Annotated in this window: 11 protein-coding genes; 9 read left to right on the top strand and 2 right to left on the bottom strand. The window is 48.5% G+C overall.

Translation table 11 applies throughout. The features are described from left to right. Nucleotides 1–788 (top strand): hypothetical protein (locus L0156_21915; protein ID MCI0605652.1); only part of this gene is annotated, 788 nt, incomplete at its 5' end. Between the two features lie 81 nt (nt 789–869). Here the strand turns inward: L0156_21915 and bamA are convergent. Then, nucleotides 870–3,674, bottom strand: a complete 2,805-nt coding sequence (bamA, locus tag L0156_21910; protein ID MCI0605651.1) for an outer membrane protein assembly factor BamA — start codon at nt 3,672–3,674, stop codon at nt 870–872. Between the two features lie 85 nt (nt 3,675–3,759). Beyond that, entirely contained in the window at nt 3,760–7,599 is a 3,840-nt protein-coding gene (locus tag L0156_21905) for a translocation/assembly module TamB (GenBank protein ID MCI0605650.1), read from the bottom strand. A 305-nt stretch (nt 7,600–7,904) separates the two neighbouring features. Here L0156_21905 and rplU point away from each other — a divergent pair, with 305 nt between their 5' ends. The 8 genes from rplU to L0156_21865 all read left to right on the top strand — a co-directional run bounded on the left by rplU (nt 7,905) and on the right by L0156_21865 (nt 13,173). Then, nucleotides 7,905–8,216, top strand: a complete 312-nt coding sequence (gene rplU, locus L0156_21900; protein MCI0605649.1) for a 50S ribosomal protein L21 — start codon at nt 7,905–7,907, stop codon at nt 8,214–8,216. A gap of 15 nt (nt 8,217–8,231) precedes the next feature. Beyond that, a complete protein-coding gene (rpmA, locus tag L0156_21895; GenBank protein MCI0605648.1) occupies nt 8,232–8,492 on the top strand; it encodes a 50S ribosomal protein L27 in 261 nt (86 codons plus the stop codon). Nucleotides 8,493–8,561: 69 nt separating this feature from the next. Next, entirely contained in the window at nt 8,562–9,566 is a 1,005-nt protein-coding gene (gene obgE / locus L0156_21890) for a GTPase ObgE (GenBank protein MCI0605647.1), read from the top strand. Nucleotides 9,567–9,649: 83 nt separating this feature from the next. Further along, complete coding sequence (locus L0156_21885) at nt 9,650–10,687, top strand: sensor domain-containing diguanylate cyclase (protein MCI0605646.1); 1,038 nt, start codon at nt 9,650–9,652, stop codon at nt 10,685–10,687. Beyond that, on the top strand, nt 10,684–11,307 hold the full coding sequence (nadD, locus tag L0156_21880) for a nicotinate (nicotinamide) nucleotide adenylyltransferase (GenBank protein MCI0605645.1): 624 nt from the start codon (nt 10,684–10,686) through the stop codon (nt 11,305–11,307). The genes L0156_21885 and nadD overlap by 4 nt, the downstream gene beginning before the upstream one ends. A gap of 43 nt (nt 11,308–11,350) precedes the next feature. Further along, nucleotides 11,351–11,659, top strand: a complete 309-nt coding sequence (gene rsfS, locus L0156_21875) for a ribosome silencing factor (GenBank protein MCI0605644.1) — start codon at nt 11,351–11,353, stop codon at nt 11,657–11,659. 18 nt (nt 11,660–11,677) lie between these two features. Then, complete coding sequence (locus L0156_21870; protein ID MCI0605643.1) at nt 11,678–12,607, top strand: sigma-54 dependent transcriptional regulator; 930 nt, start codon at nt 11,678–11,680, stop codon at nt 12,605–12,607. A 122-nt stretch (nt 12,608–12,729) separates the two neighbouring features. Next, complete coding sequence (locus tag L0156_21865; protein ID MCI0605642.1) at nt 12,730–13,173, top strand: 23S rRNA (pseudouridine(1915)-N(3))-methyltransferase RlmH; 444 nt, start codon at nt 12,730–12,732, stop codon at nt 13,171–13,173. Nucleotides 13,174–13,449 lie beyond the last annotated feature (276 nt).

The raw sequence follows: 13,449 nt of genomic DNA, 5'->3' as shown, positions 1-13,449 counted from the left end.
TTGACATGATTTCATTCCGGCGTGATTTGCGAGTTTCTCATGATGCGCGTGGTTTTATGCTCGCTTCAAGGAATCTGGCGGGCCGCGATTGCAGCATCGACCTGAGAGGTACGGGGGATAGGAGTGTCGGCGGAGCAAAATACCGGCAACTGGTTCAGGAAGGTGTCTTTTTGCCGATTCGCATGACTACCAAGCAGGGTGGCACTCGTTTGCGAGTCCTTTTGAACGAAGAACTGTCGCCGGAAGAACAGGAGGAATGGATTGATCATTTTGCGTGGAAGCTCCTGATTCCCGATGGTGAGTTCGCTTTGATTGGCGGCGGTTATGAGTATTTGAACGGCAAGCGAGACAGCTACGCAGGTTTTCTGGAAATTCCGCAGGATGAATATCGAGTTGATGTTTATATATGTTTCTGGGGAGTGAATGGGCCCTCATTGTATGAAGAGTGGCGCAAACCAAAACTGATGCCGCTTCCGGTGGGAGCGTGGTTCCGAAAAACGCGTCCCGGTGAGCTACTTCCACCTCAGTTGAAGATGCATTGTTATGAAGATCCGGAAAGTGATCCAGGTTATCAGGAAGATTATGATGAGAATGTTTTCGATTACGATGAAGTCGATGAACAATGCGAAAGCCAGGTGGATTTCATTGTGCAGTTAACCCCGTTGTCCGTTGCGGAAGCGTTGCCAGCTACGATGCCCGAATTGGATGAAGCATTCATTCCGACAGAGATCACCCCGCGCACTTTGCAGAAATGCCCGCGCGGGTTGCCAATGCCACGCAAAAAGTAGGTTAGAACTATTTAACAGAAGCACGCAAAGATCGCGAAGAGTATTGAATCTTTGCGTCCTTCGCGATCTTCTGTTCAAAAATTAAAATGCGTGGCCCACTGAAATAAAAAATTCGGAGGGGCTCTCACCACTTTGGCGATCCAGTTTGTATCCCCAATCCAGCGTCAACGGTCCGATCGGAGTTTTGTAGCGGATGCCGATTCCGGCGGCTTCTCTCATTCCTTCCAGGGTAAAGTCGCTGACTTCCGGAAACACCGTGCCATAGTCAAAGAAGACCACCGCACCTAGCGATTTGTAAACGGGAAACCGGTACTCCAGATTCAAAATCGTCAACATGTTTCCACCTTTTGGTACCCCATTTTCCAATGGACCCGCTGTATCCTGTTCGAATCCTCGAATTGTTCTGCCACCTCCGGCAAAAAAACGTTGTGAAAGTGGCAACTCGTTCGTCGTTCGAAATCCCCAGGCTAATCCCAGCCTTAATGAACTGGCAATCACGGTGCGATTCCATTGCAGATAATACTGTGCCTGGCTAAAAGACTTTACGAAATCGGTTTCAGATCCAAGCACGTTTGAGGCGAACTGAAGATTGGAACTCAAGAAATTTCCATACACGGGATCAATTGCATTGTCGCGATTGTCACGAACGGCGCCAAATGTTACGCTTGAAATCCGGATTGCAAGGAACGGGCGATCTTCCGGTTCTACTACTTCCGGCTCGCCATCAGTATCAATGTTTTCGAACACGTACCGTAAAAAGATGGATTTTGACGGCTCCGGTTCAGTTCCAACTTCCTGATAAGTGCTCTCCGCAGAAAGTTTCCGCTCCAGATGCAAGCTGGATCCATAGCGGCGAAAACTGAAGCTTTCTCTTTTGCCGTATTCGCCAAAGACCGATACGTCGCTTGTCAAACGGTGAAAAAACAAATGCGGATCGAGATAACTGATCAGGACCCGACCTTCTCTGAAACCGGCGCGCGTATTGAGAGCTATCGTTCGCGCAGTGCCGAACCAGTTCCTGTTTGAGATTCCAAAAATTCCACGAAACCGGTCAAAGCTCTGGTATCCGGCGCCGTAAGTGATCGTATAAGGTTTCGATTCTGTTAAACGAATCAAAACATTTTGAAACTTCTGCAAACTATCGGGACGCGGAATCTCGACCTCCACCCGATCAAAAATATTCAATCCGTACAAACGGCTTTGGCTTTCCGAGATCTTGCGAAGGCTCAGGGGTTCATCTTCTTCAAAGAACAGACTTTCTTCCATGACTCCCCGCTTCGTGCGATAATTCCCGCTGAATACGATACGGTCCACAAACACCTGTTCTCCTTCCGTGATCCTGTATTCGAGTGACGCACGCATTTTATCCTGCGATAGCCGCAGCCGGTTTTCCACCTGCATTCTTGGATAGCCGCGGTCAGAATAAAGACTGATAAGAAAATCAGAATCAGCTTTGACTTTTGCTTCGCTTACAGGTTGGTCCTTCTTTTGCCGAAAACGCGCCAGCAGTTCCTCGGTTGTGAATACTTGATTTCCCCGGATCCTGATATCTGTGACAATCGATCTGGGGCCTTCTTCAAGTTCCACGCTCAGTTTGATTTTCCCATTCGGGAATCGCAAGACCTCCCGCTTTGTAAAGCGGGCAAAGAGGAATCCTTTCAGCTTGTAGGCGCTGAGAATTGTATTCTGATCTGCTTCAAACACTTTTGAAACCAGAGGCGCTCCACCAAACAAGCCTTTCGTTTTGGTTTGCATTACCTCGCGCAGATCTTCATCGGGAATATTTTGATTGCCGGCGATATCAATCTCGCTTACTGCATATTTGATTCCAGGTTCTACGACATATCGGATAAGAATTTTTTCTCCCGATGTATCTTTTGTCCATGTAATTGCCGCTTCGTAGTAACCTTTTTGCTGAAGGTAATCAATAAGTGACCTTTTCCCTTCATCAAGTGTGTCATCGTTATAGCTATGTTCCACCCAGATGGGGACTTTTTCACGAAGCAGATTCTGATCAAAAGAATATCCAACGGTTTCCAATACAAGTTCCCGCCCCGAATCGATATTGAGTCCAATGCTTACCGCAGGAGGTGGCAGGATTTTCTTTTCATCGCGAATTGAGTGTTCTAGGTGGCCCTGGCGATCATAGAACTCTTCGATTTTCTCCAGGTCCCGGGTGTAGTGTTGTTCTTTGAATCTGGATCCCGGCTTGGATTTCATCAAGGAGATGATTCTGGACTCCGGAAAACCCGGTTTTCCTTCAACGTCAACTGATGCAACGCGCGCGGGTAAACCTGCTACAACCAGATAGGAGATCTTTGAGCGCTTACGCGTCCGAAACAACACAACATCCGGCGTAACACGAGCGTTGTAATATCCGTTTTCACGCAGGACGGAGAGGATATCGTCCCTTCCCGAAAGCACGCCTTCGGGAGTGTAAGGTTCCAATTTTCTCAGGCGCATTCGTCTTCGAACTTTCCCCTTTCTAATCCCGGTATCGCCCTCAAGATCGATCGATTCGATCCGGTAGACCGATCGCAGGATGAAGGTTAAATCGACACGATCCCCCGACAGATTCGCATCCACCAGAACGTTGGTGAAGTTTCCTGTGGCATAAAGGAGTTCGATCGATCGCCGAATTTTTGATCGAGTCAGAATATCCACGTTAGGCGTGAGCTCGATCAGACCAAGCAGCAATTCCTCATCCACCGGTGTGTCGGCCTGAAGGATGATTTTCCCAATCCGTTTGAATTGAAAATCAGCAAAATCCTGCGCACCAACAGACCAGGTAGATAAGAGAAGAATGGTCACAAGAATAGATATGGCGTTGGTGCGTGATTTTCCCCTCCTTATGAAGGAGGGGATTAAGGGGAGGTTGGAACTCATGGTTTTCGGACAACCCCCTCTTCTGTCTCCCACTTTATAAGGGGGAGAAAAGGTCGTGCGCAAACTTGATTGGTGAAACGAAACCCTACTCGAATGTCTTAGTAACCAGGACATCCACACCATAGCGAGCCTGTTCATCCTTGGAGGCGGTGATGCGAATTTCTTGCGTTAATTGGTATTGCAAAAGAATGATTTCCTCTGCCACGGTAAAGAGATTTGTGGAGTAGGTCACGGAGAAATCGGAGGAGATGTCCTTCTCCAGAGTAATCCTTGCTGTAGCAACTTCACGGCTTTGAACATAGGTCGGGTCAATGTGAAAGCGCTGCAAGCCGAACGCTTTGCGGAAACCCCGCTCAATCGGTGAAGCAAGCGGCGCTGCTACGATACCGGCTCCTTCCTCAAGCAGCACTGTTGAAATTCCCGCGCCTTGAGTCTCCCTTTGTGTGCTGCCCGCTCCCAGGAGCGCGTACAGGTCATCTCTCGGAAGTGGCGGGTCGGAAGTGATGTCATGATAGATGCGGTCGAATGTTCCACTGAAGCTCAGCTTGATTTGATATTCGCGAATTCTCGTTTCGGCTACAAAATTCAATTGTGGCTCAGTCCTGTATGGATTGGAGAAATCGAGTGATCCCCGCACAATTCTGTAATCGCGGTCTCTAAAAGTAATCTCACCGGACACAACTTCCAAACGACCCGTGATCACGGGGTCGTTGAACGTCCCGATAATATTCAGATTGGCTGAAGTTTCCATATTTGCAAAATTATTTCTCACCAGGAGCGATCCGTTTGCATCAATATGGATATTCAATTTCACGTCGTCAAACGCTCCAGCGGGAGCCGCGAACCCCGGTACTCTAGCGTATCGAAATATCGAAGGTGATTCTTCAAAGCTTCTCACATAAATGCCCTGGAGTATATCCAGGTCACCGGTCAAATAGCTCGCTTCCTTTTCCTTTTGTAAATGCAACTCACCGCTGATCGTGCTTCGCAAACCTTCGGGATAGTGAATCCGCACTTCATCGACATACACATCGAACCGGAAGTTCTCCATCTCGTATCCTTTTAACATCGCGGAACCGCCCGCTGTTAGCTTACCGCCGCTGCTCAGAGCTTGAAAGGATTGTAAAGTGATATTCCGGTTTTTAAAGGTCATGAGTGCGTGAATTTCGGTCAGGGAATTCGGCAGACTTTCATGACGGAATGAACCCTCTCGAATTTCCAGAGCCCCGCTGAGCGACGGTTGCTTGAGTGTTCCGGAGATTGCCACTTTTGTCGTGCTGGGTCCGCTGGCAGCAATGCTGTCGTCCCATTTGGACAGAACTTCCAATCCAACATCAGCGGAGAGTTCAAGCGCCAGGCGGCTATTATCCTTTGGATAAATGTTACCCATTAGGGATAGTTGCGTATGATCTCCCGTGAGCAGCGCGTTTCGAATCTGGATCACATCATTGCTGAGACGGACATCAATCGGGGCCGCTTGCGTGAGCTGTAAATCGGCAAAATTGATCTGAAGAAGATCCAGGAATCCGGAAAGTTCCTTGATATTCACCGGATGCAGCGCGCCGGTCATGTCAAATTTTCCGCCAAGCAGTCCTGTTAATTTCCTTGTTTCAGGCGCATAGGTCCGCGTGAAAATCTCAAGTGGAAACTTCTGGATATCGAACTTGCTTTCAAAGGGAATTTTGCCGTCCAGTTTGACAGTTGCTCGAACACTGCTTTCGGCTCCATGCGCATAACCGGTCGCCGCAAGAGTCAGAACCGATGGCTCAAGTTTGACTGTTGCAGAAACATTCCCGTAGGATTCTTTGCGGTAGGTTAGATCATTGACTTTGATAATACCGGTCAGCTGTGGTTTCTGAATAGTTCCACTACCGCTTCCTTGAGCGCTGCCTGTTCCGGTCATTTCGAATCCATTCTCTTTCAATACGTTCAGTTTCTCGATGGGTACATTTTCAGCTAGAAACTGAACATTATAGTAATCGGTTTCGTAAATCAGATCGCCGGAAGCGCGTCCAAATCCTCCATCAATATGAGCGGTGATTTCTCGAAGCCCGAGCGAATCGTCAAAGAACAGGACGGTCCCGGTGGTCCGGTCGATTTTTTCTCCCCATGCTGTCGCTTCCAGAGTTTCAAAATCCGCGCGTCCTTCGAGCTCGCCAAAAGGACCCTTCAGCTCAATCGTAGATTGTACGCGGGCACTCACAGGCAGACTCATGTTGAATGCGCTTGCAATTTCAGATGCCGGAAAATTCTTGACCGACCCTTTTAAGTCCATGGCATCCGGTGTGCCTCGATTCCTGTCTTCCAGATAAAATTTGGCTTTTGCTTCACCGCTCGCTCCATTCAGTGTCATTTCGGAATCGAAGATCTCAATGAGCTTGTCATGAAAGAGAATATCTCCCCGAACCGTATCCATCGTGACACCATGATAAAAAACATTCTGCGCAACCACTTCTCCTGTAATTCTCGGTTCGAACGGAGACCATACTGTCCCATCGAGCTTCCCTGTGAAATCAGCCGATCCAAGAACGCCCCAGAATTTCTGCAGGCTGGCGGGTCTTCCTCGGAAATAGGATTGCAAGTAGTGAAACAGCAAATCCATTTCCGGGATTTTCTTACTGCTCGTGCGAAGGTTGAGATCCGCCTGTCCTGAAAAATCGATCGTTCCATCGATTTCTGAGGTTGTATAAGGAGTTAGAAAATGCGCTTTCAAATCGTGCAGTTTACGGCCGCTGATCCGGAATTCAGTTTCACCGGTGAATGGCAGGTATAAGGGTTTTCGGTAGAGGCTATTGTCAAATCGCGTTGCTTCCGCTTCTGTCACCAGATCGTAAGGCATGCCTTGTTTTGGCTCCATTTGAAAATTGAAGTTCCCGGTCATGTTTCTGGTGCCGCCGGATTCCTCCCATCGGATCACTGCTTTTCCCGAAGCAAGCACCGGCATTACCATATCCTTCATCCGAACATACTGACCGAGCGCAATTCCATCCCAGTTCTTGACGTTACCCTCTGCCCGATAAATGGAATTGCCTTTCAGTGGAGCGATTGAAAAAGTCCCGAAATACTGTCCTTTGAACATTTCAGCTCGAATGTTCTGAACCTTTAACTGGAAATCCGTCATGTCCAGATCGAATTTTGCAGTCTGAATGGGAAGAGAAAAAAAAGTAAAGTTCTGGAAATTCCCATCCCCCTGCATTCGAAAATTTCCAAAAGTTCCCCTATAAGTAGCGCGAAATCTTCCGGTGCCGGACATTTCCGGACTGAAACGAAACATCTGTCGGGCCTGTTCCAGATTGATGATCGAGCGGAATCTCATATCAAACAATGGATCCTTCAGATTGCTCATTTCTCCCGCCATAAAAAATTTCGTGCGGGGTGAAAGAAAATGAAGTTTCTCGAAAAGAATCCGGCCGGCAACGAGTCTGTAGACGGCGTCCATATCAAACTGAAACAATTCAAAATTTGTGATCTTCAGAAAACCATCTTTGAATGTTGTGGTTACCAGATGATTCTTTGCCGCGGTGTCATATTCGACAAACGCTTCTAGATCCCGGGTTTGAAACGAAATCGGGATTCGCCGTTGTTCAAAGACCACGGTCATGTTATCAATGTCGACTTTCGAAATCTCGACTCGGGTTCCGCCCTGCTTTTTTGGCTTTGTGTCAGTCTTCGGCCAATTGTTGCCACCGCCACGGTTCTTCTCGTACATAAAAATGGACATCATCGGTTTTACCAACCGGACTTCCGATACCTTGATTTGTCCGGAAAGGATCTGACGCCATGAGACACGCGCATAGATTTCTTCGGCGGTGAAGAAGGGGATATCGGGACTCCGTGGATCGTTCTCCATCCAGAAATTCCGCAACTTGACGTCGAGCCGGAACGGGTTGAAGGAAACCGACTCAACTCGGATTTGGCGTTTCACGACTTTTGACAGTCTCGTCTGTATCAGCGTGCGTACGTAGGAATCAAAGAAGTTGCTGTTCAAGAAAATGACAATTGCAAGAGTGAGGAAAAAAACAGACAGTAGAATTACTTTGAGAGTCTTGGCTGAGAGGTGAAGGAGCCGTTTCATCGCCCTGACTAAGTTTATGGGTGATTAAACTTTCATGCAACTTTAAAAGATCTTGGCGCCTTAGCGTCTTGGCGGTTAAAAACTGCATTTTGTTTGACATGTGCGGTTCAATTGTGTATATTTCGTTGCTTCAATTCTGTTGGAGGTCAGTAGACGTGTACGCGATTATTGAGAATGGTGGCAAACAGTACAAGGTGACGCCCGGCGAAATCGTAAAACTGGAGATTTATCAAAGCAAAGAGGGAACGCGTATTGATCCAGGTCAGATTCTGTTCTTGTTTAATGATTCAGAATACTTTGCCGGGAAAAAAGTACCTTCTTCAGCTCGAGTAGAAGCCACGATCGTAGAAAAGGGGAAGAACAAAAAGGTTCTTGTCTTTAAGAAGAAACGCCGCAAACAATACAAGCGTACACGCGGTTTTCGCCAACAGTACATGCGCGTGAAGATTGAATCGATTACCTGGTAAAGGCGGAGGTTAGGTATGGCTCACAAAAAAGGACAGGGCAGTTCAAGAAACGGCCGCGACAGCAATCCAAAGTTTCTCAGCGTCAAGCGATTTGCGGGGCAGTTTGTCCGCGGTGGATCCATTATTGTCCGTCAGCGTGGAACGCGGTTTAAGCCGGGTGACTTCGTAGGAGTCGGACGTGATCATACACTGTTTGCGCTTTGTGATGGTGTCGTCCAGTTCGAAGATAAAGGTGGAAAGGGTCGTTTTATCAGCGTGCGTCCGTTACAACAATAGGGTTTCTCTCGCGGGCGTTGTCTGACCCGCGTCCTCTTCCTGATCCCGTCGTACTATACTTCCATCCATATGTTTATTGACAAAGCCCGTATCCACGTTCAAGCGGGGAACGGAGGCCGTGGATCTGTCAGTTTCCGCCGTGAGAAATTCGTTCCGCGCGGTGGTCCGGACGGCGGGGACGGAGGCAAAGGCGGCGATATCTATCTGAAAGCAACTTCTTCGAAAAATACATTCATCGATTTTCGCTATCTGCGGCATTTTCGGTCCGGTAAAGGGCATCATGGCCAGGGCGCCAATCGCACCGGCAAATCAGGGAGTGATCTCTGGATTCCTGTACCGATCGGCACCGTTGTGTATGATTCCCAAACAGAGCAGTTGATCGCCGACCTGGATCATGAGGGAGAAACCATTCTAATTGCCCGTGGCGGGCGGGGAGGAAAGGGAAATGCCCATTTCGTCACGCCTACTGCTCAAGCTCCCGAATTCGCCCAGGAAGGAGAGGAAGGGGAAGAGAAGATTCTGAACCTCGAGTTGAAACTGATCGCCGATGTCGGGTTACTGGGTTTTCCCAACGCAGGCAAATCAACGCTCCTTTCCAAAATTTCAGCCGCAAAACCCAAAATTGCATCCTATCCCTTTACGACCTTGCAACCGGCGCTGGGTGTGGTGAACATGCCGGATAATACTACATTTGTAGTAGCCGATATCCCTGGCTTGATCGAAGGTGCGTCTCAGGGTCACGGGCTGGGGCTGCAGTTCTTAAGGCATATTGAACGGACTCGCATTCTTCTTCATCTCATCGACGTTTCCAGCAGCAATGAGAGTCCAGTTAAGCGATATCAGATTCTGCGCAAGGAACTTGCAGAATATGGGCGGGGTCTTTCCAAAAGGCCGCAAATTGTGGTTGCTACAAAAATCGATCAGGCAGATCCGATGGCGCTTCAGGAATTGCGGAAATTCGCCGCCCGAAGGGAGCTGGAATTCATGGAGATTTCGGCGCTCACGGGACAGGGGGTACCTGAACTTTTGCAAAGACTGCAAAGCGAACTTGCGGAAGTAATGAGCGCGAAGTAGAGCGGGCTGGAAGAGCCCGCGACCCGTAATGCAGGCTGGAAGCCTGCGCTCCATAGCCTGCGGTCCGTTATAATGGAATCATCATGAAGTCGGACGAACAAGCTCGGGCGGAAGCAGAGGGGCAGGTTCACAGATTTGAAAAGCTGCTGCAGCTGACGGGAAGAATCCACAGCACGTTGCAACTGGATAGAGCTCTCGAGATTGTGCTCGACGCTGCAATTGAACTGGCGAAGATGCAGCGCGGTTTTGTGATGCTCTACAACGCGGATGATGAGTTGGAATTCAGGATTGGCCGGGATGCAGAAGGGAATACTCTGACCCCGGATAAATTTCACGTAAGTCACACGGTTATCCAGAAAGCTGTGGATCAGCAGGATCTCTTTTATTTTGTCAGCCCTTCCCAGGTCTCCAGCAAGAGTGTCACGAACCTTCAGATCGGAAGCGGCTTTTGTGTTCCCCTGTTCTCTTACCGCTCCATTGGAACGTCCCGAAAAATGATCGGCATTCTTTATGAGGATAGCAAGAGGCTTACAAAGTTCGGAAAGGAAGAAGAAGAAATCGTAAAAGCTCTGGCCGTACAGGCCGGCCTGGCGTTGGAAAATGCAACACTTTATGAACTTGCCACTCTGGATGGGTTAACTCGTTTGTTTCAACGCCGTTATTTTGAAGCGATGGCTGAGCTGGAATGGAAAAGAGTCATTCGGCACAAGCATCCTCTTTCCATATTAATGGTCGATCTGGATCAATTCAAAAGCGTTAATGACACATATGGACATGACAAAGGTGATCTCGTCCTTCGAAAAACTGCTCAGATTTTGAAGAGCGCTTGCCGCGAAGAAGACATCGTTGCGCGGTATGGCGGCGAAGAATTTATCATCCTCCTGCCGGAGACGGATCTCGAAGGCACACGAGCTGTGGCTCAAAGAATCCACGAAGGTATTCACAAACTTTACGTGCTTCCGGATCGCACGATTACGCTGAGCATTGGTGTTGCTTCCTACCCAACTTCGAATGTCAGTGATGTGAACAGCCTGATCAAACTTGCCGACCAGGCCCTCTATCAGGCGAAAGGCGCCGGCCGAAACAAGACCGTTTACCATGCCCCTGCTGGAAATACATGAACGGGCGCAGAATCGGTCTCATGGGAGGCACTTTCGATCCTCCTCATCTGGCGCACACGTTCTCTGTTGAGGTTGCTGCTTCTGAGTTTCATCTCGATTCGGTCTGGTTTGTGCCCGCTTTTATTCCGCCGCACAAACAGGATCAAAACCGGACCAATCCGTTTCACAGAATGGCAATGCTGGCTCTGGCGTTAAGAGATTTCCCTGTTTTCAAAATTTTACCGCTGGAATTATTGCGCGGAGATATTAGCTTTACAGTTGATACGATTCATGAGCTGAAATCGCGCGTGGCAAATGAAGATCGTTTGTTTTTCATAATGGGGAGTGATTCTTTCCTTGAGATTCACACGTGGTACGCTCCGGCGGAGTTGCTTAGGTCCTGTGAATTGATTATCATAAATCGCGGTTCCATCAGGAGTGAACTCATAGAGAATTTGGAGCAACTGGAAATCAGTCTTCAGTTGGATCTCAAGGATTCAATCCACTTTTCCTCTTCGCCATATCTGCCGTTCTCTTCTACTGAAATTCGTGAACGAATTCGGGAAGGCAAAAGCGCATCCGCCATGCTGTCTTCCGGTGTCGAAGCATACATCCACAAGCATTCCTTATACAGGAGGTAGCGCCATCCGAGTTCCAAAGGAAATACAAATTGTTGTTGACTCGATGCAGGAAAAAAAAGCTGAGGAAATCGTAGTGCTGGACGTTAGGGCGCTCACTTCTTTCACTGAGTATTTTGTTGTGTGTACCGGCGAGTCGGAACCTCAACTTCGAACGATTTCCAAAAGTATTGAAGAGAAACTGTCGGCAACCGGTATTCGTCCGCATCACCTGGAAGGACGTTCCGATAATGGCTGGATCTTAATGGACTATGACGATTTCGTGGTTCATATCTTTTCGCCGGATAAACGAACGTATTATGATCTGGAAAGATTGTGGGCCGATGCGCCCTCGTCCAAAGTGGCCAGCGGCTAGTCAATAGCCACTCAACGTATGTTGCTTGATGAGATTACCACCAGAAGCCGTGTTTTTGCGGACGTTTTGGCGGTTGTCCGGCGCGTTGCCGTCACCGATGCGAATGTGCTTCTGACCGGCGAGACGGGAACCGGAAAAGATTTTGTCGCGGAACTGATTCATGATGCCAGCAACAGGCGAGCGCACCCATTCATAAAAATAGATTGTGCCTCCATTCCCTCCTCACTCGCCGAAAGCGAGTTTTTCGGGTACGAGAAAGGAGCTTTTAGCGATGCGTCCGAATCCAAAATGGGAAAGCTGCAATTATCCAGGGGTGGAACGGTTTATCTCGATGGGATCAATCATCTGGCAATAACAGTTCAATCAAAACTGCTCCGTTTCGTTCAGGAAAGAAAAGTAGAACCGCTCGGAAGCTCCAAATCCCATCGTGTTGATTGCCGGTTGATTGCCTCCTGCAGCGAACCAATAAAAACTTGTCTCGTTGAAAAACAATTGCGGGAAGATCTTTACTACCGTCTCGCAGGGGTATCCATAGATCTTCCTCCGTTGCGGGAAAGATTTCAGGACATCGACTCTCTGGTTCAGAATCTCCTGAAAGAGTTTAATGAAAAGTACAGAAAAAAATCCCATCTTTCTCCCGAAGCAGGGGAATTCCTCCGCAATTACAGATGGCCCGGCAACATTCGTGAGTTGCGAAATGTGCTGGAACATGCCGTAATTCATTGTGACAATATGATCACTCCGCTCAATCTTTCTCTGAAACACTCCGTTTCTCAAACGGAGAATCTTTCTTACTTTGCCGACCAGATGCTGAGTCTGGAAGATGTAGAAAAACTCTACATCGCGGAAGTCCTACGCAAAGTCAAAGGACATCAGATCAAAGCATCGAAAATACTGAGGATGAACCGCAAAACTTTGATGCTGAAAAAGCGCAAATATGGATTGTGATTTCACCGCTGAGAACCCAAAGCGGGGCTCCGCCCCGCACCCAAAGGGGATAAACCGGATTCCGGGGATAGGGGAGATAATTTGATTTTATCCGGTTTATCCTTTTATCCGGTCTATCTCCTATGAAGATTCGGATCCTGTGGCCCGGAAAAACAAAGAAGGAGTATTATCGGTCCGCCATTGAGGATTATGTGGCTCGCATTCTGAAGTATTTGCCCATTGAAATCATCGAAGTCCGCGACCAACCGTTAAAGGATCACCAGCAGACAAAGCGGATTCGTTCCGAGAGCAAACAGCTTGCGTCGAAAATACAATCGAACTCCACTGTCGTACTGGATCCTTCCGGCAAGATGTTGACGTCGGAAGAGTTTTCAAAGTGGCTGGAAAACGTCCACGGCGATGTTGATTTCATCCTGGGTGGACCCGCCGGCGTAGAAACCACGCACGTCTCACTTCGCTTTAGTTTCGGACGAATAACTCTGCCTCATGAGCTCGCAAGGGTTGTGCTGCTGGAGCAGATTTACCGGGCTCTGACCATCCGGCATCACCATCCCTATCACAAGTAGCAGGCAAGATGCCGAGTTTGTTGAAAAATCAATTGGAGCGGGGACTTCCAGTCCGCAAAAACGTGTTTGCTCGACAGGCATTTTGCGGGCAAGATGCCCGCGCTCCCACCTAGGACCGCCCGCGATCTGGATTTTTCAACAAACTCTGCCTGCGGCCCGTAATGCAGGCTGGAAGCCTGCGCTCCTTAGTTTGCCTATTGAGACATTAAGAAATCTAACCCTGGCGGTCATTCATTGAGACATCAAAAATCTAACCGCAAAGGGGGTGGGGTGCGG

Source organism: bacterium, from assembly GCA_022616075.1.
In the GTDB taxonomy this organism is placed as follows: Bacteria; Acidobacteriota; HRBIN11; order JAKEFK01; family JAKEFK01; genus JAKEFK01.
This window is presented reverse-complemented; position numbering and strand designations above follow the sequence as displayed.

Bases quoted from the DNA above. Each gene is read 5' to 3' on its own strand.
- bamA (MCI0605651.1), bottom strand. From the start codon at position 3,674: ATGAGTTCCAACCTCCCCTTAATCCCCTCCTTCATAAGGAGGGGAAAA.
- rpmA (MCI0605648.1), top strand. From the start codon at position 8,232: ATGGCTCACAAAAAAGGACAGGGCAGTTCAAGAAACGGCCGCGACAGC.
- obgE (MCI0605647.1), top strand. From the start codon at position 8,562: ATGTTTATTGACAAAGCCCGTATCCACGTTCAAGCGGGGAACGGAGGC.
- L0156_21885 (MCI0605646.1), top strand. From the start codon at position 9,650: ATGAAGTCGGACGAACAAGCTCGGGCGGAAGCAGAGGGGCAGGTTCAC.
- nadD (MCI0605645.1), top strand. From the start codon at position 10,684: ATGAACGGGCGCAGAATCGGTCTCATGGGAGGCACTTTCGATCCTCCT.
- rsfS (MCI0605644.1), top strand. From the start codon at position 11,351: ATGCAGGAAAAAAAAGCTGAGGAAATCGTAGTGCTGGACGTTAGGGCG.
- L0156_21870 (MCI0605643.1), top strand. From the start codon at position 11,678: ATGTTGCTTGATGAGATTACCACCAGAAGCCGTGTTTTTGCGGACGTT.
- L0156_21865 (MCI0605642.1), top strand. From the start codon at position 12,730: ATGAAGATTCGGATCCTGTGGCCCGGAAAAACAAAGAAGGAGTATTAT.